The organism is Saccharopolyspora ipomoeae, assembly GCF_029952525.1.
Classification (GTDB): domain Bacteria; phylum Actinomycetota; class Actinomycetes; order Mycobacteriales; family Pseudonocardiaceae; genus Saccharopolyspora; species Saccharopolyspora ipomoeae.
In genome coordinates this window covers 109,306-135,136 of sequence record NZ_JASAOF010000011.1, presented here as the reverse complement: position 1 = coordinate 135,136, position 25,831 = coordinate 109,306, and the positions used below count along the sequence as shown (strand labels likewise).

At 68.7% G+C, this 25,831-nt stretch carries 19 protein-coding genes; 6 read left to right on the top strand and 13 right to left on the bottom strand.

Going from position 1 to position 25,831, the window contains the following annotated elements:
• Positions 1 to 11 precede the first annotated feature (11 nt).
• Positions 12 to 707: a transporter gene (locus tag QFW96_RS18325; protein WP_281456909.1), complete on the bottom strand. Its 696-nt coding sequence runs from the start codon at positions 705 to 707 to the stop codon at positions 12 to 14.
• A 347-nt stretch (positions 708 to 1,054) separates the two neighbouring features.
• Between QFW96_RS18325 and QFW96_RS18320 the strand changes: the two genes are divergently transcribed.
• Positions 1,055 to 1,663 (top strand): TetR/AcrR family transcriptional regulator, encoded by a 609-nt coding sequence (locus QFW96_RS18320; protein ID WP_281456908.1) that lies wholly within the window; start codon positions 1,055 to 1,057, stop codon positions 1,661 to 1,663.
• A gap of 103 nt (positions 1,664 to 1,766) precedes the next feature.
• On the opposite strand, the gene QFW96_RS18315 is transcribed toward QFW96_RS18320, so the two are convergent.
• From QFW96_RS18315 to QFW96_RS18290, 6 genes are all read right to left on the bottom strand, one after another.
• Positions 1,767 to 3,230, bottom strand: coding sequence for an aldehyde dehydrogenase family protein (locus tag QFW96_RS18315; RefSeq protein ID WP_281456907.1), 1,464 nt, complete (start codon positions 3,228 to 3,230; stop codon positions 1,767 to 1,769).
• Between the two features lie 24 nt (positions 3,231 to 3,254).
• On the bottom strand, positions 3,255 to 4,352 hold the full coding sequence (locus tag QFW96_RS18310; RefSeq protein WP_281456906.1) for a Zn-dependent alcohol dehydrogenase: 1,098 nt from the start codon (positions 4,350 to 4,352) through the stop codon (positions 3,255 to 3,257).
• Positions 4,353 to 4,416: 64 nt separating this feature from the next.
• Positions 4,417 to 6,813: an AMP-binding protein gene (locus tag QFW96_RS18305; RefSeq protein ID WP_281456905.1), complete on the bottom strand. Its 2,397-nt coding sequence runs from the start codon at positions 6,811 to 6,813 to the stop codon at positions 4,417 to 4,419.
• Positions 6,810 to 7,622, bottom strand: a complete 813-nt coding sequence (locus tag QFW96_RS18300; RefSeq protein ID WP_281456904.1) for a gamma-glutamyl-gamma-aminobutyrate hydrolase family protein — start codon at positions 7,620 to 7,622, stop codon at positions 6,810 to 6,812. The genes QFW96_RS18305 and QFW96_RS18300 overlap by 4 nt, the downstream gene beginning before the upstream one ends.
• A 5-nt stretch (positions 7,623 to 7,627) precedes the next feature.
• Complete coding sequence (locus QFW96_RS18295) at positions 7,628 to 9,001, bottom strand: glutamine synthetase family protein (protein ID WP_281456903.1); 1,374 nt, start codon at positions 8,999 to 9,001, stop codon at positions 7,628 to 7,630.
• On the bottom strand, positions 8,994 to 9,656 hold the full coding sequence (locus QFW96_RS18290) for a hypothetical protein (RefSeq protein WP_281456902.1): 663 nt from the start codon (positions 9,654 to 9,656) through the stop codon (positions 8,994 to 8,996). The genes QFW96_RS18295 and QFW96_RS18290 overlap by 8 nt, the downstream gene beginning before the upstream one ends.
• 162 nt (positions 9,657 to 9,818) lie before the next feature.
• On the opposite strand from QFW96_RS18290, the gene QFW96_RS18285 reads away from it, so the two are divergent.
• Together QFW96_RS18285 and QFW96_RS18280 are read left to right on the top strand one after the other, a co-directional pair.
• Positions 9,819 to 10,796 carry an alpha/beta hydrolase gene (locus tag QFW96_RS18285; protein ID WP_281456901.1) on the top strand — a complete coding sequence of 326 codons (978 nt, stop codon included), beginning with the start codon at positions 9,819 to 9,821 and terminating at the stop codon, positions 10,794 to 10,796.
• A 125-nt stretch (positions 10,797 to 10,921) separates the two neighbouring features.
• Entirely contained in the window at positions 10,922 to 12,586 is a 1,665-nt protein-coding gene (locus tag QFW96_RS18280; protein WP_281456900.1) for a flavin-containing monooxygenase, read from the top strand.
• A gap of 255 nt (positions 12,587 to 12,841) precedes the next feature.
• Here the strand turns inward: QFW96_RS18280 and QFW96_RS18275 are convergent, their stop codons facing one another.
• Positions 12,842 to 14,197: a flavin monoamine oxidase family protein gene (locus QFW96_RS18275; RefSeq protein WP_281456899.1), complete on the bottom strand. Its 1,356-nt coding sequence runs from the start codon at positions 14,195 to 14,197 to the stop codon at positions 12,842 to 12,844.
• A 243-nt stretch (positions 14,198 to 14,440) separates the two neighbouring features.
• Entirely contained in the window at positions 14,441 to 15,145 is a 705-nt protein-coding gene (locus QFW96_RS18270; protein WP_281456898.1) for a TetR/AcrR family transcriptional regulator, read from the bottom strand.
• Positions 15,146 to 15,336: 191 nt separating this feature from the next.
• On the opposite strand from QFW96_RS18270, the gene QFW96_RS18265 reads away from it, so the two are divergent.
• The gene (locus tag QFW96_RS18265) at positions 15,337 to 16,311 is read left to right on the top strand and encodes an NAD(P)H-dependent flavin oxidoreductase (RefSeq protein ID WP_281456897.1); all 975 of its coding nucleotides are present in this window, start codon (positions 15,337 to 15,339) and stop codon (positions 16,309 to 16,311) included.
• A gap of 35 nt (positions 16,312 to 16,346) precedes the next feature.
• A complete protein-coding gene (locus QFW96_RS18260; RefSeq protein ID WP_281456896.1) occupies positions 16,347 to 17,231 on the top strand; it encodes a crotonase/enoyl-CoA hydratase family protein in 885 nt (294 codons plus the stop codon).
• 1,047 nt (positions 17,232 to 18,278) lie between these two features.
• Here QFW96_RS18260 and QFW96_RS18255 read toward each other — a convergent pair.
• Together QFW96_RS18255 and QFW96_RS18250 are read right to left on the bottom strand one after the other, a co-directional pair.
• Positions 18,279 to 19,436, bottom strand: a complete 1,158-nt coding sequence (locus QFW96_RS18255; protein WP_281456895.1) for an MFS transporter — start codon at positions 19,434 to 19,436, stop codon at positions 18,279 to 18,281.
• A gap of 54 nt (positions 19,437 to 19,490) precedes the next feature.
• Entirely contained in the window at positions 19,491 to 21,614 is a 2,124-nt protein-coding gene (locus QFW96_RS18250) for an acetate--CoA ligase family protein (protein WP_281456894.1), read from the bottom strand.
• 100 nt (positions 21,615 to 21,714) lie between these two features.
• Between QFW96_RS18250 and QFW96_RS18245 the strand changes: the two genes are divergently transcribed.
• On the top strand, positions 21,715 to 22,623 hold the full coding sequence (locus QFW96_RS18245; protein WP_281456893.1) for an acyl-CoA thioesterase: 909 nt from the start codon (positions 21,715 to 21,717) through the stop codon (positions 22,621 to 22,623).
• An 18-nt stretch (positions 22,624 to 22,641) separates the two neighbouring features.
• Here QFW96_RS18245 and QFW96_RS18240 read toward each other — a convergent pair whose 3' ends face one another.
• Together QFW96_RS18240 and QFW96_RS18235 are read right to left on the bottom strand one after the other, a co-directional pair.
• A complete protein-coding gene (locus QFW96_RS18240; RefSeq protein ID WP_281456892.1) occupies positions 22,642 to 24,639 on the bottom strand; it encodes a 3-hydroxyacyl-CoA dehydrogenase NAD-binding domain-containing protein in 1,998 nt (665 codons plus the stop codon).
• Positions 24,636 to 25,805 (bottom strand): acyl-CoA dehydrogenase family protein, encoded by a 1,170-nt coding sequence (locus QFW96_RS18235; protein ID WP_281456891.1) that lies wholly within the window; start codon positions 25,803 to 25,805, stop codon positions 24,636 to 24,638. The genes QFW96_RS18240 and QFW96_RS18235 overlap by 4 nt, the downstream gene beginning before the upstream one ends.
• Positions 25,806 to 25,831 lie beyond the last annotated feature (26 nt).

The window sequence follows — 25,831 nt, the reverse complement described above, 5'->3', positions numbered from 1 at the left end:
CGCCTCGGCGCTCAGAGTCGTGCCGTGCTCTGGGCGTGCGCCGCCGGTTCGACACCCGTCGCGACGTTGTGGTCGTGCGCGGCGCGGTAGGCGAAGTAGTACACGCACATCTGGGTTCCCCAGACGGCCAGCGCGGCGCTGTAGAAGATCGTCCGGTGCGCGTCGTCGCCCGGGATCGGGAAGAAGTCGTAGGTGATCGCGATGGCGGATGCCGCTGCCGTCGCCAGGCCCGCACCGACGGCCAGCCCCTTGGCGCCGATGCGCCAGAGCCGCCACGAGAAGTAGACGAGGAAGAGCGTGGTGAGCACGTTGACCACGACGTAGAACGTGGCCGGGCCGACGTGGAGCGCGGGGGCGCGGAACTGCTGGAGATACAGCCCGGCGGCGATGGCCAACCCGAACGCGGCGGCATCGACCACCACGCTGGGCTTGTAGCGGTGGGTGACCCGCATGAGGCCCATGACGAGGATGAGCGTGATGCCGACCGATCGCGAGAAGGCGTCGAAGAAGTAGGCGATGCTGTACAGCACGCTGCCGTCGTGACCACCGGTCAGCGCCCAGATCAGGAAGTTCGTGCCCGAGGTGGCCACGATCATCCATTCCAAGCCGAGCAGGTAGTTGCGGTAGTTCCGGATGAACTTCCACCCGAAGAAGAAGCCGGCGAAGATCATCCACAGATCGGCCAGCAGGAAGAGCAGGTCCTTCATGGTTCTTGTCCTCTGGGTCGAGCCTTCGCTCCTGCTCCGAAGGCCAGTGGTGCTGGTCTCGGTGGCCGACGTGCGGCCATAGGCGCGGCAGGCGACTGATTCAGGAGGCGCCCCGCCGGGTGTGGCGGGCGGCGTGTGTGCTCGCCATCAGCGCGTTTGCGTGTCGCAGACCAGGAACTTGTGATCCCGGCCATATGCTACCCGCGACTTAGTCATTTGAGCCAGTCATTTGACCGACTTTTTCAAATCGCAACCACGCCGTCCAATTCCGCCGCGACTGGTAGGCTTCTCCTTGACTGGGTCAAATGTCCAACTAACTGGGGACGCCCCGAGATCGGGAGGCTCTCGTGCCACGAATCTCCGCCGCCGAGCGGCGCAGTGACTTCGTCCGCGCAGCGGTCGACGTCATCGCGGCCCGCGGCGTCGACGGCGCGACGACGCGGCGCATCGCCGAGCAGGCACAGGCGCCGCTGGCGACGCTGCACTACTGCTACGACTCCAAAGAGGATCTGCTGACGGACGTGTTCGAGTTCGTCGCAGGCAGGTTCCGCGACGTCATCGTGAGCAGCGAACCGCGTGCCGATCTCGTCCTGACAGCTCAGGCACTCCTCCGCGACGTCATGGAGTTCTACCTCGAATCGCCCAACCTCGGGTCGACGGCCCTGGAGGTCACCAACTGGGCACGGCGGCAGAACCGAGACCACGCCATCACGGTGTACGACAAGGCCATGGAAACCCTGCGCGACACGCTCCGGAGCGCGGCCGCGGACCGGTCAATCGAACCGGAGACCATCGACCACCTCGCTTACGTCATCGCGAGCTTGGCCGACGGCTTCGGCCTGAACTGGTTGACCTACGGCGACCGTTCCACCGCAGCGGAACAGATGGAGATCTCCGCGTCGGTCCTCGAGAGCTGGCTGGCGACTCGGCTCGAACCTGCTCCTGCGGCCCGCTGATCGGACCATGAGCTCGTACGTGCCACCCACACGGGCCTGACCCGCATCCGTGCAGCGATCCAGAACGGCTCGTGCCGCCCTGGATCGCTGCTATGCCGCGTCCTCAGAGCGGGAGACCAGGCGAGTCAACGCCGACGACCCTGTCGCCGCAAAAGACGCGGACCGACTCAGCAGGCCCGTGGCCGCCGATGCCGGCCGGGCCCCAGAAGCTCTGAGCCGAGCCCTCACCGAGGTCGGCGAGTTTGGCGCCGTTGACGCGCACCTCGCCCGACAGAACGCGCGAGCCGATCTCCATCGCGTGGCCGGTATCGGTGCCGAACACGTAGGCGGCCAGTCCGGAAGGCGTCGCGTTGGCGGTGCGCAGCGCCTCCTCGTCGGAGTCGACGGGATGCAGGGACACCACCGGGCCGAAGAGTTCGGCGGTGGCCCGTGCGGGGTTGACGTCGGTGGCGATCGTGGGCGAGAGGAAGAACCCGTCGAGGTCCGGCAGCGGGGCCGACTGGTGGATGGTCGCGCCGAGATCGCGCAGCCCCTCGATCCTGCTCTGCAGGGTGTGGAAGTGCGCCGCGTTCGAGAGGGGACCGATCTCGACGTCCTCGTCGAGAGAATGGCCGACCACGAGCTTGGCGATGCGCTCCGTCAACGTCTCGAGCAGCGGACCGACCAGACGGCGGTGGGCGAGGACCTTGCCGGGTCCTTCGCACCACTGACCGTTCAGCTTGGTCATGCCGTCGAGCACGCCGTCGGCGGCGACCTCGACGTCCGCGTCCTCGAGCACGAGCGCCGGGTTGTTGCCGCCGAGCTCTAGCTGCAGCACCTTGAAGTCCTCCGCGGCTGCCCGGGCGATCGCCCGGCCCGCACCCGGTCCCCCGGTGAACGAAACGATCTTGATGCGCCGATCGGTGGTCAGCGCGGCACCGATGTCACCCGCACCGTGCACGAGCTGCAAGGCGCCGGCGGGCAGGCCCGCCTCCACGAAGCACTCGACGATGATCTGCGCACTGCTCGGCGCGTGCTCCGACGGCTTCAGGACCACCGGGCAGCCCGCCGCGACCGCGCTGACGACCTTCGCCGCGGGGATGAAGCTCGGGCCGTTCCACGGGGTCAGGATCGCGGCCGGACCCCACGGAACCTTGTGGAGGCGGACGTCTCGGCCCCCCGCCTCCAACGCCGTCACGTGGGGGATGCGCAGCAGATCGCTCGCCGCGGATCGAATTCTGGCCGGCAGGAACGACGCGGCTTTCCGGGTGACGCTGATGGGAGCGCCACTGGTGAGGGAATCGGTTCGAGCGATGTCCTCGACGCGGGTCTCGAGCAGTGCGGCGACGCGCTCGAGGACGTCCGCTCGCTCGCGGCGCGCCTGGTCGTCCCAGCGCCCGATGTCGTACGTCCGCTCCGCGTGGTGCAGCGCGCGCTCCAGCTCACCTGCGGCGGTCGTAACCGCGCGGTGAACGGGTTCCCGCGTGTTGGGGTCGACGTTCCACGCGTCGTGGACCGTCTCGCATTCGCTCCAGTCGTCGGCGATGTAGTTCACCGGCTGGGGAATCCTGTTGTCCTTGCTCGTCATTGGGGGATCGCCTTCGTGCGGTGTTCAGGACTGCAGGTCGACGACGACGCGTGTCACGTCACCGGATTTCATCGCTTCGAAGCCCTCGTTGATCTCGCGCAGCGGGATCACCTGCGTGACCATCTCGTCGAGGAGCAGCTGGCCCTGCTGGTACAGCCGGGCGAACTGCGCGATGTCCTGGCGAGCCTGGCCCGAGCCCATGTAGGAACCGATGAGTCGCTTCTCCTCGAAGAAGAAGTCCAGCGCGGGCACGCTCAGTTCCGTGCCTGCCGGGGCGATGCCCACCAGACACGCGGTGCCCGTCGGCCGCACGACGGCCAGAGCGGTCGAGGCGGTGCGCGCCGAGCCAACCGCTTCGAACGCGTAGTCGACCCCGTCGCCCAGCTGCTCGCGCACCTGGGCGACGACATCGTCGGCTCCGCCGTTGACGACGTGCGTCGCGCCGTAGCTGCGTGCCGCCTTCAGGCGGGCTTCGTCGAGGTCGATGGCGACGATCGCCGACGCGCCAGCGAGCCGGGCCCCTTGGATGATCGCCGAGCCGACCCCACCGCACCCGATGACGGCGGCGGTGCTGCCGGGGCGCATCCGGACGCCGCGGAAGACGGCGCCGACGCCGGTGGTGATGCAGCACGAGAGCAAGCAGCCGACGTGCAGCGGCACGTCGTCGGCGACCTTCACCAGCGCGTTCTCCCGCATCAGGATGTGCTGCGAGAAGCCCCCGATGGCACCGAGCCGCTCGATCGGCCGACCGTCGGCGAACTGGAAGGCCGGTCGTGGTCGCTGTCGGATCTCCGCTACCCGCTGACATTGCGTCGACCGACCCGCCTCGCAGTTGGTGCACCGGCCGCAGGACGGCGTCAGCGCCCCGACGACCCGGTCTCCTGGCTGCAGACCCGACACCGACGACCCCACCGACTCGACGACGCCGGCGACCTCGTGGCCGAGAACCGCCGGCAGGTCGATCGGCACCGTTCCGCTCATGTAGTGCAAATCGCTGTGGCAGAGACCCACGTGCGTGACTGCCACGCGCACTTCCAGCGGTTCCGGCTCGTCGACCTGGATCACGGCCAGGTCCAGCGGCTCGTTGACCGCGTTCAGGACCGCGGCCTTCGTCTCGATCATCTCGCGCTCTCCTCTGCGATTGGCCTCGCTGTGCGATGAACGGCTCGGCTCAGGGCTTTCCGGGTCACGGGCGACCCGCCTTGGCCGTCCAGAAACCCGCGACGCCCGCGCTGACCATCCCGCTGTCCCACGCCTGCTGCCCGGCCACGTCCTCGCGGGCGAAGGCCTTCTCGACCTCCTCGAGCTGCGGTCGCAGCAGCACCAGGTGGGGAACTGTCGTGCTGTTCTCCGGGGTCCAGGCGTGGACCGTGTCGATGGCGTGGTCGAGCAGTTCGTCCTGCGGCGCGATCTCGTCCACCAGACCGATCCGCAGTGCCTCGTCGGCACCGATCCGCGGCGAGCCGAGGATCATCCTCATCGCGTGGTTGCCCACCAGGCGCGGGAGCAGCACGCTCGATGCGTTCGAGATGGTCAGGCCGCGACGGTTCTCCGGCTGGTAGTACTCCGCAGCAGGGCTCGCGATCCGCGCATCGCAGCACAGCGTGATCTCCGATGCACCGCCCACGGCGAGGCCGTTGACCGCCGCGATGACCGGAACGTTCGTCTGCAGGATCGCCCGCGTGATGTCGTGGAAGGTCTCCAAGGCCGTCCGGAGCTCGTCGTACGAGGTGGGAGTGGCCGAGAGGTCCTCCCCCGCCGAGAACGCCCGTCCCTCGCCGGTGAGCACGATTCCGCGGGCGGTGTCACCTGTTCCGTGCTCGCGGATGACCTCCGCCAGCCGCACCCGCGCCTCGACGTCCAGGGCGTTGAGCTTCTCCGGGCGGCGCAGCGTCACCACGGCCACCTCCCGCACGACCTCGACGTCGACGACGTTCGAAGTCGCGGTCGCTGAGGCGCTCTCGCGGTGAGGGCGCAGGTCGTGGGTGATCCCGGGCTCCTCCGCCGCGCGCCCCTTGAGCGCCGGCTTGTTGATCCGCTCCGAGGGCGTGCGAGGGAAGCCCGGCACGAACTCGACGTAGCGCGGGACCTTGAAGTGCGCCAACTGGTGGCGGACTCGTTCGGTGATCCGCTCGGCCGTCGCGCGTTCGGGCTCGATCCCCTCGGCGAGTTGGACGAAGGCCTTGACCTCCTCGCCGAGCACCTCGTCGGGTTCGGCGACGACGGCGGAGTCGACGACCGCGTCGTCGCGCTCGAGCGCGGCCTCGACCTCGGCGCTCGCGACGTTCTCCCCGCCGCGGCGCACCATGTCCTTGACCCGCCCGACCAGCTGGACACCGCCCTCAGGCCGGCGCACCACGACGTCGCCGGTGCGGAGCCAGCCGTCCCGCAGCACCTCCGCGGTCGCCTCCGGCCTGTTCCAGTAACCGTTCATCATCGGCTTGCCGGAGATGACCATCTCGCCCGGTTCGCCGTCGCGAGCATCGTTGCCGTCCCGATCGACCACGCGGATCGTCTTGCTCGGCACGGGAGTCCCGAGACTGCCGCTTCCCACCGCGCTGGTGTCGTCGACCGGGCTGAACAGGTCCACCCCGGACTCGGTCATGCCGAAGACCTCCCGCCACGGGGCTCCCCAGCGCTGTTCCAGCTGGGCGTGCAGACCCGCCGGAATGCCCGAGCACAGCACCAGCCGGAGGTCGTTGTCCAGGTCGTCGGGGTGTGGTTCCTGCTTGAACAGCAGGGTCGGCATCGAGCCGAGCACGTAGCAGAACGTCGCCCGATGGCGGCGGACGTCGGCGATGAAGCCGGAGGCGGAGAACCGCGGCAGCACCACCAGAGGTGCCCCGACCGTCAAGGCGAGCGCGGTGTTCCACTGCGGATCCATGTACGAGAACGGTTGAGCCGTCAGCAGGACGTCCTCGGGCCCGAGTTCGGTGATCGCGGCGCAGACCCAGCCCAGGCGTACCCAGTAGTCGTGGGTGAGCACGCACGCCTTCGGGAACCCGGTCGTGCCCGAGGTGTACTGCAGGTTGGCCAGCGTGTCGGCGTCGACGACCACCTCCGGCGCGGTCGCCGGGAACGGACCGGTCCCGTCCTCAGCGAGATCGACGATGCGCACCTCCCCCAGACCGCGTTCGGTGGCCGCGTCGTCCACGAGCGGTGCGCGTTCCCTGTCGGTGACCACGATTCGCGCGCCCGAGTCTTCCAGGACGAACGCGAGGTCTGCGCTCTTGTAGGAGGAGTTGATCGGCACGGCCACGGCACCGGCCTTGAGCACGGCCAGCCACGCGACCGGCCAGTGCACGATGTTGGGCAGCATGATCGCGACGCGGTCGCCCACCCGGACGCCGTCGACCTCGATCAGCCGGTGCGCCAACTTGGACGTCCACCTGTCGATCTCGGCGAAGGTCCACGACGTGTCGCCGAAGCGCAGGAACTCCCTGTCGGGGAAGCGCGTCGCGCATTCCGACAGCAACGCGTTCAGCGTCGGAGTGGACGGGTCCTCCCCCATGCGCTCCACCGGCACGACCGGTTGCTCACCCGACAGCGACGCGACGCCGGCCCTTTCGCCCCACTCGTTCACGATGACTGCTGCCTTTCTCTCGCGTTCGTCGATGTTGCTGTCGTGGTGATCCGGCCGGCGGACTCCTCGACGATCCACCTCAGCGTCGGATCCGCCCGCACCATCCATTCCGGGTGCCACTGCACCCCGAGGACCGGTGATCCGGGCAGTTCCACGGCCTCGACCACGCCATCGCCGGTCCGGCCGGTCACCACCAGCCCCGCACCGCAGCGGTCGACGGCCTGGTGGTGCCACGAGTTGGTCACCACCTGCTCCCCGAGCAGTTCCGCCGCGATCGAGCCGGGTTCGAAGGTCACGACGTGATCGGCCGCGCCGTCGGTCGGTGCCGACTCCGCCGAGAGGTGCTGGACCGAGCTCGGCGGGAGGTCGGCGACGAGGGTCCCGCCGAGCGCCACGTTGAGGACCTGCATGCCCCGGCACACGCCCAGCACCGGGATCCCCCGTGCCAGGGCTGCGCGCACTAGGGCGATCTCGTACTCGTCGCGCTCGGCGTCGTGGACCGTCGGGTCTGCGCGAGGGTCGACCTCGCGGACCACCGAGGTGTCCCCGCCCCAGCACGCCGGGTGCAGGTCCTGCCCGCCGGTGATGACCACGCCGCACAGCCAGTGGCAGATCGCCTCCGCGTCGGTGTCGTACGACAGGTGTACGGGCAGCCCACCGGCTCGGTCGATGCGGTCGGCGAAGTCCGACATGTAGCTGTCCGCGCAGCGATCGCCGTAGCGGCGATCTCCTCCGAGCAGCTCCAACCGGTACCGCCGGCCGGTGATGCCGATGAGCGGCCGCGTCTGGAGTGAGGTGTCGGTGGTCATCGCGATCACGGCAGTTCGAAGTACCGGGCCGACTCCCACTCCGAGAGCTCGGCGAACGGATCACCGCCCGCGGTGTGGAACTGCATCCACTCCCACCTGCGAGTCCCGACCCAGTAGTCCACGAACTCCGCGCCCAGCAGGTCCCGGAGGATTGGATCCTGCTCGAGCTTGTCGGCCGCCTTGGTCATGGTGTCCGGCAAGCGCTCGACGCCCAGCCCCGGCGGCAGGCACCACGCCATCGCGTCCACCGGCTCCGGTGGTTCGATCTCGCGCTCCACGCCCGCGATCACACCCGCCAGCACACCGGCGAGCGCGAGGTAGAGGTTCGCGTCCGCACCGGGCAGCCGGTACTCCAGGCGGGACTGCGTCGGGTGCCCGCACACCGCCCGCACCGCGGTGGTCTTGTTGCTGATGCCCCACGTGACCGTCACCGGAGGTCCGCTGAGGTCGACCAACCGCCGGTACGACGTGATCTGCGGCAGCACGATCGACGCGGTGCCCTCGATCGTCGCTAGCAGTCCGCCGATGGCGTGGCGCATCGTCGCCGACGGCCCCTCCTCGGCGTAGAACGCGTTGATCCCGTCGCGCTGCAGCGACACGTTCAGGTGCGACGCCTGGCCGTAGCCGGCGGTGGGCTTGGCCATGAACGTCACGGTGCGCCCCTGCTCGAACGCGACCTCCCGCATGACCTGCCGGGTCCGCGCCCACGCATCCCCGACCGCGATCGGATCCCCCGGCGCGAGGTTCAGCTCGATCTGACCGGCGGCGTCCTCGTCGCTCCAGGCCTCCCACGCGATGCCCACCTCGTCGAGACGGCGCGCGACCGCGCTCATGTACTCGACCCAGTCGTTCGACTTCGCGAGGTGGTACGCGGTACCCGCGCTTCCGCCGAGAGGCGTGAGGTCGCGATAACCGCGCGACCGCGCCTCCTGAACCGACTCCTCGAAGACCGTCGCCTCGATCTCAACGGCGACGGTGGCGGTGAAACCGGAAACCGAGAGCCGATCAACCATCTTCCGCACGAGATTGCGCGGGCACAGCGGAACCGGCGTCCCGTCCTTGAGCCAGTAGTCCCCGATCACCGCGTCCAGACCCGGCGCCCACTCCACCAGCGTCGACATGTCCGGGTGGAAGTACACGTCGTCCAGGTGCCCGCGCCATTCCGGGTAGGCGAACCCGAAGGCCGGGGCGTTGCCCAGATCCAGTCCGAACAGCAGATCGGCGAACGCGAAACCGGAGTCCACACCGGAGGTGAACTTCTCCCGGGCGACGTTCTTGCCCAGGAAACTGCCTTCCGGGTTCGTCGCCTCCAGCCGCACCGTCCGCGACCGGGTCTCCAGGGCGTGCGAGCCCCGTGCAGGAGTGGTGAGTTCAGTCATCGTAACGAACCTTCCAAGAAGCGCCGACCATCACGGACAGCTGGGACAACGTGCCCTGGATCCCCAGCAGACCCGAGGACAACACGGCGACGAGGTCGTCCGCACCGGAGAAGACCCCCGCGAGCGTGTCGGGATCCCCCGCGATCAAGTACTGCGTATTTCCGTTCCCCACAACGGCTTGCTCCACGCCGTCGGGCCCTTCGGTCACCGCGATCAAGACATCGGGAATGCCCGGCATGGACCGAGCCGTCTCCCAGAAGCGCTGCGCCGCGGCGCGCCAGTCCGGCAGCGGCGGGGACAGGGCGGTGAGGATCCCGGCGGCGAGATCGGCATCGCCCGCGGGTTCCCCGATCGGCGCGAAGCGCGCGTTGAGGTCGACGGTGAGCGTCACGTCCGGCGCAGTGAACACGCCGCTGGAGACGTCAATCCCGTTGTCGCCGAAGGCGATCGTCGCCGACTGCGGCGTGTCGTGCGAACAGATCGCCACCGCTCCCGTCGATCTGCGCAGGGTCTCGAAGGCGTGCCCGACCCTGTTCGAATCCCGCAGGGTGCGCCCGATCAACCGAACGATCGGGCTCGCATCGTCCTCGGTCCTGACCTCGACCTGTCCTGCCGCCGCTGGGGGCGCCGTGGGGACCGTCGCGGTTTCGGTCATCTTGTGGTCCTTTCGAATTCGCGAGATCACACGCGAAGCGCGGAGAGTCGCCCGTTCCACCACTCGGCGGTCTTAGTCAGGCGACTTGGACGTTTGACTATGTTGCGGCACAGGTCACACACTGTCAACACCCCAACCCACCTCAACCTGGGGAGTCATCGCGTGACCAAGTCCCGCCCCTCGTACTGGGGCCACCTCGACGCCGACGCCCAACTCGTCGCCCAGGCCATCGCGGAAGTGCTAAGGAGCCCGCTCCGCGAACTCGGAGCCGAATCGGCGCGAGAGCTGTTGTCCACAGCGCCTTCCGAGAACCCCAAGACCCACCTGGACCGCGTCGACGAGCTGACCGTGCGCGGCCGGTCGGGACACCTCCGGGCTCGCCTGTACCACCCGCCCCGTCCCGCCACAGCAGACCCACGACCGGCGCTGATCTACCTCCACGGCGGCGGATTCGTCCTCGGCACCCTCGACGGCGCCGATGAGGTCTGCCGCGCCATCGCCGCACGGTCCGGGTGGGCGGTGCTGTCCCCGGAGTACCGACTCGCCCCGGAGCACCCCCACCCGGCCGCCCTCGAGGACTCCTTCGACGCGCTGACCTGGCTCCGCCGATCGGCACCCGAGCTCGGCATCGACCCGGACGTGATCGCGGTGGGCGGAGACTCGGCAGGCGGCAACCTCGCCGCCGCGCTCTGCCTCCAGATACGGGACCTCGCACTTCCCCGGCCGGCCTCGCAGGTCCTCATCTACCCCGCCGTCGACGATTCGTTCTCCAGACCGTCCTGGACGGAGTTCGCCGACGCACCCCTGCTCACCGCTGCCGACGCCCGCTGGCTCTGGCAGCAGTACGTCGGCGCCGGCCGCGTGAACGTCGGACATCTCGCAGCCCCGATGAGGGCCCGGTCGTTGCGGGACCTGCCACCCGCGCTGGTCCTGACCGCCGAGGTCGACCCGCTGCGCGACGACGGCGAGGCCTACGCCGAGCGCCTGCGCCACGACGGCGTTGCGGTAACCGCGATCCGCTACCCCGGGGTGTTCCACGGCTTCTTCACCGAGGTCGGTGTCTTCGCCAAGACCGATGCGGCAATCGACGACGTCGTTCACCACCTTCGCGGTCTCGCCGCGACGGCCTGCCCCACGTGAGGCGCGGTCCTGCCATTGACGAACGAACAGCCCGCGCTTAACTTCTTAGTCAAATGACTCAGACATTTGACAATCTACCTGTGGCTTGTCCATGACCCGCTCCAGACGACGAGAAGGCAGAGACCATGACTGACACCAGTTCGTCGACCGCCCCTGTTGTGGACGTGCTGTGCGTCGGCGCCGGGTTCTCCGGGCTGTACGCCGCGCACAAGACCACCGAGAAGGGCTGGAGCTTCGCCGGGTTCGAGACCGCTCCCAGCGTCGGCGGGACCTGGTACTGGAACACCTACCCCGGGGCCCGCTGCGACGTCGAGAGCGTCTACTACTCCTACTCCTTCAGCGAAGAGCTCCAGCAGGAGTGGACCTGGAGCGAGCGCTTCGCCCCGCAGGCCGAGATCCTGGCCTACATCAACCACGTGGCGGATCGCTTCGACCTCCGGCGGCACTTCCAGTTCAACACCAGGGTGGTCTCCGCGACCTGGTTGGCCGACGAGCGCCTCTGGGAAGTCGCCCTCGACTCCGGTGAAACCCGCCGAGGCCGCTACCTGCTCGCCGGCTCGGGCGGCCTGTCCACGCCGAAGGACGTCGACGTGCCCGGGCAGGAGAACTTCGCCGGGCTTACGGTGTCCACCAGCCGCTGGAACATCTCCTTGGACGACCTCGCCGGCAAGCGCGTCGCCGTCATCGGCACCGGATCCTCCGGCGTGCAGTGCATCCCGCTCATCGCCGAAGTCGCCGAACACCTCACCGTTTTTCAGCGCACGCCGAACTACGTCTTCCCGGCCCGCAACGCTCCGCTCGACGCCGAGACCGTCGAGAAGATCAAGAGCAACTACCCCGCGATCCGTGAGGAGTGCCGCCACTCCCCCGGCGGCATCCCGGACCGGCCGGTCACCGATCGCGCCTTCGACGTCTCAGCCGAAGAACGGCACGAGCGCTACGAGAAGGCCTACGAGCGCAGCGGATTTCTCGGTGTCGGCGCGGAGTTCTCCGACCTGCTCCTCGATCCCGAGGCCAACGAGACCGCCGCGGAGTTCATGCGCGGGAAGATCCGCGAGATCGTCGACGCCCCCGAGAAAGCACGCGTACTGGAGCCCAGGTACCACCCGCTGGGCGCCAAACGAAGCTGCTTCGGCACCGACTACTACGAAACCTTCAACCGCCCCAACGTCTCCGTGGTCTCGCTGCGCGACGAACCCATCGAGACCATGACCGCCGACAGCATCGTCACCAGCAACGACTTCTACCAGGTCGACGCCCTGGTGCTGGCGATCGGGTTCGACGCCTTCACCGGCCCGCTGTTCGCGCTCAACATCACCACGCCGCAGGCGGGCAAGCTGCAGGACGCGTGGAGCGACGGAACCCGCACCCTGCTGGGGATCATGACGGCCGGGTTCCCTAACTTCTTCATGATCGGCGGCCCGCAAAGCCCCGCGCTCGTCAGCAACGTCATCGTCACCATCGAGCAGGCGGTGGACTGGATCACCGGGCTCATCGACCACGCCAAAGCCCGAGGCGCCGAGGTCATCGAACCCACTAGCGAAGCCCAGGAGGACTGGGTGACCATCACCGAGGAAACCGTCGGCCAGACCCTCTACGCCAGCACCGACTCCTGGTACCGCGGCTCGAACATCGCCGGCAAGCCCACCACCTTCATGGGCTACGTCGGCGGCGTCGGCAAGTACCGCCGCATGTGCGCCGAACTCGCCGAGCGCGGCTACCCCGGTATCACCCTCGATGGCCACACCCCCGACTCGCGCATCGGTCGCATCGACCAGGAGATCGACTGAGCACCACCCACGGCTCACCAGCCCGTCAGCGCTCCACGAGCACTGGCGGGCTGGTGTTTCCACTTCCAGCACCGAGCGACTAGGAAATCCGGTGATGCTGCGCGGGATCACCGCGCTCGGCGGTGCCGGTAGCGGCTCATGCCAGGCGGTCGGTGAACACGTGCGGCCGGCAGTCCTACGTCGTCCGCCGGACTCCGCGTCGATGCGGAGTCCGGCGGACGACGAGCCCGCTGACGCGGGCGGAAGCGCGCGATATCAGCGCTTCAAGCTCGCGAGGACCGCTTTCGCCGCGTTCTCCCCCGAGGTCGCCGCATCGGCGAGCGAAGGCATGTCGAGCTGGTAATCGCCGGCCAGGTGAACCGGCCCGAGGGGTTTGCGCAGAGTCGGCAAGGAGTCACGTCGGCCAGGCGCCCAGAACGGCACAACGCGACGGTGCCGGCGCACGATCCCCTCCCCCAGCTTGCCCTCCAGCTGGGGGTAGATCGAGAGCAGGTCCCTGCTGAACCGAGCGACGATCTCGTCGTCGGAGAGCTCGAACATGGAATCGGCCGCAGCACCACCGGCGAAGCAGGCCAGCGCACCGCCCGGTTTCCGCGGGCCGTCCCCGCGCAGGGCGGCGGCGTGGTTGAACATCGCCTGGAACGACAGCTGGGGCGTGGACACGGCGAAGTAGTCGTCCCAAGGCTGAGGTCCTGCCTCATCGGTGAAGAAGCCCGCGATCACGTACCGGCCGTAGCGGATGTCGTCGAAACCGTTCCGGTACGCCTGGGGAAGTCCCGGGAGGATTCGGACCGCGACATCGCTGGGAACCGCGACGATGGCGCGCTTCGCGTGTACACGGCCCGGCCCGTGGGACCCGGTGTAGTTCACCACGACCCCGTCACCGCTGCCCTCCACGGACTCGACGGGGGACTTGAGGCGCAGGCGGTCACCGAGATCGGCGGCGAGGATGTCGGTCAACGTCTGATTGCCTCCGACGGGCAGAGCGAAGTTCGGCACCTTGGCCGGGTCCGCCAGCGCGAGCCCGATCGAGGTCACCAGCTGGGTCGCGGCCGTCTCCCCGGGTTCGCATCCCATCCACTGGCCCGACCACGACCGGACCATGTCCTGCGCCAACCGGGAGCGGACGCCCCGCAGCAGGTCCGCCGCGAGTCGCTCGTCGAGCCTGGCGCGCACCCTCTTGGCGATGCCGCTGTTCGACTCCAGGAACGGGACCGCCGCGAAGATGCGGGCAGCGACCATCGCCATGCCCAGCCGATCGAGGAAGCTCATCCGCGTGCGGAACATGAGCGCGAGCGGGTTGGCCGTGTCGACCGACTTCCCGTTGAGGACCAGCGCCACGCTCTTGTCCGCCAGCGATCCCATCTCGATGCCGTGGTGGTGGAGCGCGTCGATCAGCGGCCCGGTCCCCTCGGTGAACTGGGTGCCGAGGTTGATCCAGTAATCACCCTGCTGGACCGTCTCGACCCGCCCACCGGACCTGCCCGACGCCTCCAGCACGACCACGTCGGCCTCATCGCGAAGGGTCGTAGCAGCCATCAATCCGGCCATGCCCGCGCCGATGACGACGACATCACGGGTCTCCTCGTGCACGTCTTGCTCTGTGGTCATTTCCGCTCACTCCCGCATCCGTCGCTGAAATCAAAGTCGATTTGGTTTCGAGTTTAATGCCTGTGCACCGCCCCGCCACAAGACGCGAACCCGCCGGAGATCAACCCGATCGGCCAAGGCAGGCGAGACCGAAGGGAGGTGAACAAGCCACGAGAACGGACGCCAGGGTGCCGTGGTGTCGAAATGACAGCTCGACGCAACCGGGGGTGCGCCTCAGGCCCGGTTGCTAGGGCCGGGCTGCAATCAACGTTCGCGCCGCGCGTAGGTCTGGAGGTACGCGGACACGAGCCGCTCGGCCTCGGCCAGCACCGCGTCGTCACCCTTCGGGTCCTGCTTGAAGGCCATGTCGAAGAGGGCTCCGCCCGCCTCGAAGGCCACGCGCATCGCCAGCTGCGGCGTGCTCTCTTCGAGGAGCCCCCTCTCGATCGCGAGGTTCCGCAACAATTCAGCGGTCGCGTCGTCGAAGCGCGCCACCAGAACCGCCACCGCCTCGCTGCGCCCCGAGAACCAGAGCTCGGTGCAGCTGGGATGGGCGCGGAAGTACTCGACGAGCGGATCGAACACGGCAGCCGCGGCATCGGCGAGCGACTCCAGTCCGCCGATCCCGTCAACCGCCCTCATGCGCCCTTCTAGGACCTCGATGTGCCGGCTGATGAGCGCGGCATCGACCTGGTGACGATCTGCGAAGTAGTGGTAGATCGACGCGACGGGGATGCCGGTGCGCTCGCTGATCGCCTTCAGGGTGGCGGCGTCGTAACCGGCTTCGGTGAGGAGCTCCTCGGCGGCGTCCAGGATCGCCTGAACGCGGGCCACGCCGCGGCGCTGGAGAACCGCATCGGGCCGGGCCGGGGCCTGGCGGACAGCGGGCTCGACCTTGGCAGACTCCTCCACCTTCGCGGCCTTCTTGGTCGGTGAACGGCGCTGCTGGTCGGACTTCTTCTCAGCCACGCCTGCCGCCCCTTCCCCCGAGGATGTCGATACCGATTCGACATTCTACCGATTCGATCGTCGCCCGGCCCTACTCCCGCCCGCCTCCACCTCTTGACACCGACCCGCACCCGACGCAAACTCAACCTCGATTCGACTTTCATTATCATGGGCCGCTCACGCGCAGCGGGCCGCAGGGAGGCTCAGAACTCGTGATCTCGACCCGTTTCACCGAGCTGTTCGGCGTGGACCACCCGATCGTCTGCGGCGGCATGACCGGCGTCGGCACCGCAGAGCTCATCTCCGGGGTGGCCGAGGCCGGAGCGCTCGGTTTCCTCACGGCGCTCACGCAACCCACTCCGGAGGCGCTCGCCCGCGAGATCGCGCGGTGCCGGGAGATGACCGACCGACCGTTCGGCGTCAACCTCACGATCCTTCCCACCGTCGCACCGGTGCCCTACGACGAATACCGAGCCGCGATCATCGAGAGCGGGATCAGCGTGGTTGAAACAGCCGGCAGCAACCCGGCAGAGCACGTGGCCGCCTTCAAAGCCGCGGGAGTCAAGGTGATCCACAAGGCCGTGTCGGTGAGACATGCGGTCAAGGCCCAGGAGCTGGGCGTCGACGCGGTCAGCATCGACGGCTTCGAATGCGCCGGCCACCCGGGCAACGACGACATCCCCGGCCTGATTCTCATCCCCGCGGCCGTCCGGCAGGTGGAGATCCCGATCATCGCCAGCGGAGGATTCGCAACCGGCGATGGGCTGGCAGCCGCCCTCGCTCTCGGAGCGTGCGCCATCAACATGGGCACCCGGTTCGTCGCCAGCGCAGAGGCCCCGGTGCACCGCAACGTCAAGGATCAGATCGTCGCCAACGACGAACGAGCGACCCAGCTGATCTTCCGCGAGTTCAACAACACCGCGCGGGTCGCGCGCAACGCGATCTCCGAGGAGATCGCCACCCGATCACAACGCCCCGGCGCGGTGTTCGACGACGTCGCCGAACTGGCCTCCGGTGCTCGGGGCCGAACCCAGGTGCTGGAGCGAGGACGCATGGAAGACGGCTTGTGGTGGGCAGGCCAAGCGCAAGGGCTCATCGAATCCGTCGAGACCTGCCACGACATCGTCACCGGAATCGTCACCGACGCCGAGAAGACCATCGAACAACTCGCCAGCCTGCGCGGATGAACACGCCACAGCCGACCAACTGGAGCGCGCGACCAATGACTTACAGCACCCTCGATCACCACATCGACGAGGGCATCCTCACCATCACGCTCAACCGGCCGGACAGCCTCAACGCCTTCACACCCACGATGGCCGACGAGCTCGAGCGAACGTTCAACGCGGCCAACGACAACGACGAGGTGCGCGCGATCGTCGTCACAGGGGCGGGACGAGCGTTCTGCGCCGGGATGGACCTCGGAGCCGAAGGCAACGTTTTCGGACTCGACGAATCACGTTCACCCACCCTCGCCGACATGAGCGACCTGGACAGCCCGGAGATCAGGCGCGTCCGGGACACCGGCGGAAGGGTCACACTGGCGATCCACTCGTGCCTCAAACCGGTGATCGCCGCGATCAACGGCCCCGCTGTCGGAATCGGGGCGTCCATGACGTTGGCCATGGACGCACGACTGATGTCAACGACCGCGCGGTACGGCTTGGTGTTCGGCCGCCTGGGAATCACACCGGAGGCAGCATCGACCTGGTTCTTGCCCCGCGTGGTCGGCATGGCCAGGGCATTGGACCTCGTCTACTCCGCAGACATCCTCGATGCCGAGGCCACGTTGGCCGCCGGGATCGCCAGCGCCATCCACCCACCGGATCGACTGATCCAGCAAGCCCACGAGCTGGCTGACCGCTGGACCTTGAACCGATCTCCGGTGGCGACAGCTCTGACACGGCAGATGATCTACCGCAACGCGTGCGTGGACAACCCCGAGTCGGCGCATCGCGTGGAGTCGCTGGCGATGTTCTACACGAGCACCGGCGATGGCGCGGAAGGCGTGGCAGCCTTCCGCGAGAAGCGGCCCGCCACCTTCGAACAGAAGGCATCCCGCATGCCACCGTTCTACGACGACTGGATCGCAGCATCGACACGCTGAGACGCACTCATCCCCCGAAAGCCGCCGGCATCGGGGGATGAGGTTCTCGATGCCCTGAACGGAAAGCGACGTGGACACCCCCGGCTGGCCCCGATGCATGGCCGACGAGCACCACGCGAGTCTGCCCAGCCTCCAGTAGCCACCGCAGTTGACTGGTTTCAGGCCGCCGACGCAGCGGTGTAGATCGCCTCAAACTCGAGCGGGGTCCAAGCTCCGAGCCGTGGACCCCGATGCCCGCTCCCTGAACCACATCACCAAACCCGCCCGACTGGCGATCTAGGCACCTCACGTCCAGCCGGTGGTCGTCGGGTTTCCTTCTAGACCGTCCAACGAGCTGTGCAGCTGGACAAGCCAAGCGGAACTCGCGGGACACCCCTCTATGCCCCACCGGCTAACGCTCGTTGGAAGCGTCCAAACCGGTTCAGGGACACATGGGGACACCCCGCAACACCCGTCCCCGCCCCATGCCACTCCGCGTTCTCGCAGTTCACAGAGTGATCCGGCCTGTCCCAGCAGGGTGTCCCGAACCGTGTGCCGAAGGGACACACGGGACACCAAAAAAGCCCCTGCTTCAACCGGTTTCGGGAAGCAGAAGGCGGGTGAATAGTGTGCAAGTCCGTCCTCGGACACAGCATCAACCCCAGGTCAAGTCTTTGACCTGGGGTTTTTGGTGCGGATGTCTGGGGCCACTCGACCCCTCAACGTCCTGACCTGCGTCTTTATCCGTGGGAGTGCAAATCCCTCTCGGATACGCAGCTCTCGGGCTCGTCTCTGGCCTCGTCACGCCTCTCTAGCCATTGGCTCAATTGGGACGACCCCCGACGGCGTCTGCGAACGCTGCCGCATCAATCTCGACCTACCAGCCCCGTACCTGCCCACGAGTCTCTAAATCGTCCAGCGGTCGCTGATTCGGCCGTTCCGCGCTCCTCCCATCGGACGAACAAGGTGCATTTCGGAGCCGGTGCCGACTTAGATGTCCGGAAACCTGGTCGGCGGTCGAGAGATCAGTTCGATCAGTTGCTCTTCCGGCACGCAATCTGGGTGGCGTCAGTCGCGTCGTCGCCGGGCTATGACGCTCCCCGCTGCTCCGAGCAGGAGCGCCGCGTTCGCCCAGAAGACGCCGATCACGCCGACCGGGCCGAGAACGGCGCCGACCAGCAACGGCAGGCTCACCTGTGCCATCCGGTTGACGGTCAGGCGCAGCCCGAGAGCCGCGCCGTGTGAGGACGGCGGGCTCAGCGACGTCACCCACGCCATCGTCAGTGGTTGTGGCAGGCCCAGCGCGATACCCAGACCGACCATCACCGGAACCGCACCCCACGCCCCCACCAGCGGCAGGCCACCCAGTGCTACTGCTCCCGCGAGTACGGAGGTGGCGATCAGCGGTAGCCGCCCGAAGCGATTCACCAAGCGGGACAGACCTGTCCGGGTGATGAGCGAGACCGCCGCGCGCAGGGCGAGGAGCAATCCAACGGCCCGGGGATCCACGCCCTGCTCGACCGCCCAGACCGGGATGAACGCGTAGAGGAGGTCGAGCGTGACCAGAACCGCACCACTGACCACGAGCGACCGCCACATGCCCGGGAGACGCAGCAGCTTCCGAGTCCCCGGCCGCTCGCCCGGCGACGAGCCCCGCTGCGACCGCAGTGCGCGATCGGTTCGCAGCAACCGGGGAGTCAACGGCAACGCCAGCACCAGGAACAACAGACAGGCCACCAGACCGCCTTCGGTGCCGGAGGCCAAGCCGTTTTCCACCGCCAGCACCGCTGTCACCACGGGTGGTCCGATCATCTGCCCGATCGACGACGCGGCCGTGAGAGTCCCGAACGCGGCGTCGCTACCGGCGCCGACGTGAGCGATGAACGTCTGCTGCCCCACCATGAGAAGTTGCTGTCCCAGGCCCATGATGAGCGCACCGGCCAGCAGCATCGCCAGCCCGTCGTCGGACAGCGCCACGATCGCGCCGGTCCCGCTCAGCAGCAGCCCGACGGCTGTGACGCCGGCGCCACCGAGGCGGTCCGTCACCTTCCCCACCGGGATCGAGGCCACCAGCGCGGGGGCCGCGAATGCCGTCGCGAGCAGGCCCAGGAACTCCGGACCGCCGCCGGCCTCGAGTGCGCGATAGCCGACGACGACCCGGATGCCCAGCCAGAACGCCTGCCCGCACGTCGCCTGCACGACGAGTGCGACGCGCCAGGGGCTCACGAGTGGAATCCGCACCCGCCCAAGGGCGTCCGCAACGGCTCACAGATCACCGCCTCATGCACGGTCGGCCTCCTTGACGCAGCGGACGAGGGCGTCGAGGGCGACGACGCCGTCGGTGCGCACGCGCACTGGGTTGGCCTCTGCCTCGATCACGGACGGCCGTTCGACGGCGAGCCGGGACAAGGCGACGATGGTGTCGGTCAAGGCGTCGGTGTCTCCGGCAGGTGCACCGCGGTGCCCCTTGAGCACTGCCAAGCCGGTGACCTCCTCGATCATCTCCGCAGCTGTGGCGTGGTCCACGGGTGCCAACCGCACAGCGCTGTCGTCGTAGAGCTCGGCTTGGACGCCGCCGGTGGAGAGCACGACAAGCGGGCCCACGTCCTGGCTGCGTCGATAGCCGACCAGCACCTCCCCGACTCCCTTGTCCGCCATTGGCTGCACCAACACCCGGTCGACGGTGATTCCGGTCTTGTCCGCGACGTCGGAGACGACCGCGCGAACAGCGGCGCGCAAGCCATCGGCACTGGCGACGTCGAGAACGACTCCCCCGGCATCCGTCTTGTGCGCGAGCTGGTCCGAGAGGGCCTTGACCACGACCGGGTAGTCGAACGGCAAGGAAATCTCCTCGTCCATCGAGGTGACCTTGAGCGCTACTGAGGGCAGTGTCGGCACGCCGACGACGTCGAGGAGCTCGGCAGACGTCTGCTCGTCGAGGAGCTGCGTTGCGCCTTCGAACGAGCCGAGCAGTCCCTTCGGATCGATGAGCGCCGACCGACGACCGAACGCGGCGGCGACCGCGTCAGCGCAGGACTCGGGCGTGCGGAACGCCGGAACTCCGGACGACGCCAGCAGTTCCGCGGCTTCCGGCGCCTCGGGAAGCGCGAACCCGACGACGGGTACGGCGTGCCCACCGCGCTCGGCGAGGGCCTGCACGGCGAGCTCCGGGTTCAACCGCGCCGAGGAACCGATCACGAACAGCACGAGGTCGAACTCGCCGGAATCCTGCATCTCCCGCAGAGCCGCAGAGACCACGTCGTGCTTGGCGCCGGCGAGGCCGAGGTCGGCGATCAGGCTGTGCGGAACTGGTGCTCCGGCTTCGGTCATCCGGTCGACGAGTTCGTGGCTGGGTCCGCGCACGGACAGGTCCCGCAACGCGAGTTGATCGACCATGATCGCGGCACCGCCACCGGTGGTCGTGACGACGCCGACGCGCGGCCGGGAGGGGCCGTCCGCGGGGACCCGCTCCAGCAGGGCCGGCGCCTCGCAGAGTCCTTCGAACGTCGAGACCCGGGCGAAACCGCATGCGCGGAAGAACGCCTCGGCCTCGCTGTCCTCGCCGGCCAAGGCACCGGTGTGCGACACCGTGAGCGCCCGCGCCTCGTCGGAGCGGCCAAGCTTGTAGACCGCGACGGGTTTGCCCGCGCGGTGGGCCGCGGCCGCGAACTCGGCCAGGTCCGCTGAGTGCCGCAGGGACTCCAAGAACAGCGCGTAAGAGGTGATGTCCGGGTCGTCCAGCGTCGCCGAGCAGATCTCCCCGAGCGAGAGGTCCGCCTCACCACCGGTGGACACCAGGCCGGCGAAGCCGATCCCCCGTCCACGTGCCCGGGACACGAGCGCGCCGATGACGCTGCCGGACTGCGAGGCGACGAAGATCCCGCCCGCAGGCGTGTCCGGTTCGCCGAACGCGGCGTTGCCGGTGAGCATCACGCCGCTGCGCGGGTTGACCACGCCGAGGCTGGACGGACCGACCACCCGGGTCGCCCCCTGCGCTGCGGCAGCGCGCAACCGGTCCTCTCGGGCTTGGCCCTCCGCCCCCTCTTCGGCGAATCCGGACGACAGCACCGTCACGACCGGCACACCGAGCCGCGACGCCTCAGCCACGGTGTCGATGGCCGCCTCGGCACCCGTCATGACGTAGACGTGGTCGGGTACGCCGGGCAACGCGGACAGGCTCGGGTATGCCTTCTCGCCCTGCACCGTTTCCCGGCTGGGGTTGACGAACCAGGCGGTTCCCCCGAACCCGGCGGCAGCGAGGAATCGTTGAGGGCGGCCGGTGGTCTTCCTCGGGTCGTCGGAGGCCCCCACGATCGCGACCGATGCGGGGTGCAGCAGCGGTCCGGACAGCGCCGTCGCGGTCGAAGCGCGGTTGGCCTGCGCGGGGACGGGATTCTGAGGCATCGGCTCTCCTCGCTGGATGCGGAACGTTCCACCGGCCAGGCCGGCTTCTCTCCTGAACTCATTCAATACTCTATAGAGTGTTTCATGTAGTGTCTGCGGTGTGGACCACATCGACACCAGAAGCACCGAAGAAACCCGCCACGGGGACGAGACCTCGCTGCCCGGCGTGGTCAACCGAACCCCGCTCGCCGATCGGATCGAGCTCCGATGGGAGGGCGAGCGTCTCGTCGGCTCCCCCATCGCCGGGTTCGACCAACGGGTCTTCGGAGGTCACCTGCTCGCCCAAGTCGTGCTCGCCGCCGCCGCGTACGCACCTGCCGACCGGTTCGTCGAGTCCCTGCACATCTACTTCCTCCGACCCGGACGCCCGCACGAGCCGATCTCCTACCCGGTGCGAACGATCCGCGCAGGTCGCAGCCGCACCGTGCTCGCCATCAGCGCTGAGCAGTCGGGGCGCGAGATCGTCACTGGGATGGTGTCCCTGGGGCCAGGAGAACCGAGCAGTTCCAGTGCGTCGATCCGGCCACCGCAGGTGCCCGATCCCGAATCGCTTCCCTCGCTGCCACAACGCCGGGCCGCGGGGATGGCGGCGGGAGGGGTGCGCCTGCCCCCGCTCGGCGACTGGCGCACCGCCTCCCGCCCGCTCGACGTGCGCCCGGTCGACGGGCCGCCGGGCGACACGGCCGCACCGCGCTGCCTGTGGCTGCGCGCCGAATCCGTGCCGGAAGCGAGCAGCCACCTGCGACGCGCCGTGCTGGCGTTCGCCTCCGACCGCTCGCTGTTGCCCGTGATCGCCCGCGCCCGCGGTGAACGGGCGGACCTGCACCGGCCCGCGGTCAGCGCGGACCACGCGATGTGGTTCCACGCCGACCTCGAACCCGGCGAGTGGTTCCTCTACGTGCAGGACTGCCCGGCTGCGGGAGAGGCCGGCGGCCTGGCCCGCGGGACGCTGCACGCTCGCGACGGCCGAGTCGTGGCGTCGGTCGCCCAGCACGCCGTGCTGCTCTGACTCCAGCGGGCGCATGAGTCAGCCCAGCAGGACAGGGTCACCTGGCTGGAAACCCCATCCGACGGCATTTTTCAGCCGTTCCAGGGCCGCTGCGTGATCCGCCGCCGAGCGGGTGCTCGCCCAGTGGCACGGTCCACCGAGGCTTTCCGGGAACCCGTACCCCCACGTCATCAGGACGTCGATGTCGCCGGGCCTGGCGGCGACTCCCTCGGCGAGCACGAGGGCCGCCTCGTTGGCCGTCGCGGTGAGCACCCTCTCGACGATCTCGACTCCGCGGATCTCCCGAGGGGTGATCCCGTTGGCCGCACGAGCGTCGTCGATCAGCCCCGCGGACTCCGGATCGTCCAGGGGCGTTCGGTCGCCGTCGAGGTAGCGGTACCAGCCGGCACCGGTCTTCTGCCCGAGCCGCCCCTTCTCCACGAACCGATCGGCGAGGTCCGAATAGCGTTCCCGCGGGTCCCGGCTCGCGTCCCGGCGCCGCCGCGCGTGCCAGGCGACGTCCAGTCCGGACATGTCGGCCACCGCGAACGGCCCCATCGCGAAGCCGACGTCTACCAGCGCATCGTCGACCTGGCGCGGCGTCGCGCCCTCTTCCACCAGCAGCTCGCACTGGTGCCGGTACGCGGAGAAGATCCGGTTGCCCGCGAAACCGTCGCAGACCCCGACGATCACCGGGAGCTTTCCCAGCGCCCGCGCTGCGGACAGCACGTGTTCCAGGGCTTCCCGCGACGTGGCGCTCCCGCGCACGACCTCCAGCACGCGGGTGCGATGCGCCGGTGCCAGGAAGTGCATTCCCAACACCCGCTCCGGATCGGCGACCGCTGCGGCCAAGGCATCGATGTCGAGATAGGAGGTGTTGGTCGCCAGCGGCACGCCCGGGCGGACGACACCGGCTGCCTCGCCGAGCACGGCGATCTTGACGTCGAGGTCCTCGACGACGGCTTCCACCACGAGGTCGACGTCCGAGATCAGGTCGAACGCGGTCCCCGTGCGCAGTCGTGCCACAGCATCGCCACCGGCGCGCGCCACGTGGTCGGTCGCGCGCTCCAGCGCAGCGGTATCGCGGTCGACGAGCGCCACGTCAACACCCGCCGAGGCGAATGCGCGGGCGATGCCGGCCCCCATCGTTCCGGCGCCGATCACTCCGACCGTCCGAACGGGACGCTCGACGCCAGGCCGTGCTTCGCGCGCGGCAGCTACCCGGGCGAAGAACACGTGCCTCCGGGCCGCGGCCTGCGGGCCGCGCCGCAGCCGGGTGAACTCGGCGCGCTCGTGCCGCAACGCGGTCGGCGCGGGCAGTGCGGTCGCGGTCAGCACCGCGCCCACAGCCGCGACGACTGCCGGGTCCGCGCCGCGCCCGGCGATCAGTCGACGAGCTCTGTCCTCGAGCAGACCCGGTGCACCTTCACGCGTCGGCAGGGAGGTGAGCACGCGCTTGGTCGTGGTTCTCGCCGCGGCAACCGCGGCCTCTCGCAAGTCGTCCACGACGTCATCGACCAGGCCGAGCTCCGCAGCGGATTCCACCGGAATCGGTTCGGCCGACACCACCAGGTCCAGCAGCTGGTCGGGTTCCAGCAGACGTGCGCTGCGCACGATTCCGCCGGCGCCCGGGATCATGCCGAGGCTGACTTCGGGCAGTCCGACCCGGCTCCCGGTGTGCGCGATCCGCCGATCGCAGGCCAGCGCGAGTTCGAGCCCCCCGCCGAGCGTGGAGCCGGACATCGCCGCGACCACCGGCCGGGGGTGGTTCTCGATCGCGGAGAGCACCTCGGGCAGCTGCGGTTCCGGGACGTCGTCGGCGGAGAACTCCCGCAGGTCCGATCCGGACATCAGGTGCTTGCCCGCACCGATGAGCACCACACCGGTCACCGCGTCGTCGTTCGCGGTCTGCCGCAACGCCTCCAGCAGACCAGACCTGATCCGAGCCGTGCTCGCGTTCACCGGTGGGTTGTCGAGCACGACGACGGCGACATCGCCGTCGTGCTCGACGCGCACCGGCCCGAATCCGGCGGTCACGACGTCGCTCGCTGCGGGAAGCGCCGGCCGAAGATCTCCTCCGCAATGCGGTTCTTCATCATCTCCAACGACCCGCCCGCGATCATCCAGCCGCGGGTGCGGCGCTGGCAGTACTCGACGAGTGACTCGGTGCTGTAGCCGAGCGCGCCCATCATCTGCATCGCCGCGTCCGCCGCTTTGAACCCGGCGGTGTTGGCCGCGTACTTCGCGACGGTGGTCTCGTACGCGGACGGCAGACCGTCTTCGGCGTTCGCCACCGCGCGAGCGAGCAGCGCGTCGGCGGAGTCCAGAGCGACTGCGGCTTCGGCGAAGGCCCACTGCACGCCTTGGAACTCGTTGAGCGTGCGGCCGAACTGGGTGCGGTGGGAGACGTGTTCCCTGGCGAGGTCGAACGCGAGCCTTCCCAGCGCCAGCGAGCGGGAAGCGTTGCCGATGCGTTCGACGTTGAAGCCGCTCATCTGCTTCTTGAATCCGCCCGGGCCGAGCAGGATCCGCGACTTCGGGATCCGGCAGTCCTCGAAGTAGAGCTGGGCCCAGGTCTCGCCGCTCATGTAGGACGATGGCTTGCCGACTTCGAGGCCGTGATCGCCGCGTTCCACCAGTACCGAACCGATGTTGCGGGTACCGGGACCGAAGCGGACGTAGACCAGGTACAGCGTGGCGTCCACGCTGTGGGTGCCCCAGATCTTGGTGCCGTTGATGACGAGGTCGTCGCCGTCCTCGACGGCGCTGGTGGCCAGCTCGGTCGCGGCCGAGCCGGCTTCCGGCTCGCTCATGCCGAGCGAGAGCAGGCCCCGTCCGGCGAGCAGGTCCGGGAGGTACGCCGCCTTCTGCTCCGGCGTTGCGAACTGGGCGAAGGTGCGGATGGCACCGAAGTTGCCTGCTTGCAGGATGTCCGCGCTCTTCGGGCAGTGCTGGGCGACCGCCTGGATCACCGCGACCGCCGTGGCCAAACCGGCTCCCTGCCCGCCGTCCTGTTCGGAGATCGTCAGGCCCAACAAGCCCTGCTCCCCCAGCTGGGCTGCGATGTCCCAGGAGTAGCTCGGCTCATGAGCCCGTTCCAGCGCGCCAGGTGCCAAGTGCCGTGCGGCGAACGCGTTGACCGATTCGAGCAGCTCGTTGCGCGCGAGGTCGTCATCGGCCGATCGGTCGAGGGTCGAAGTCATGCTGGGATTTCCTTGTCTTTGCGAGA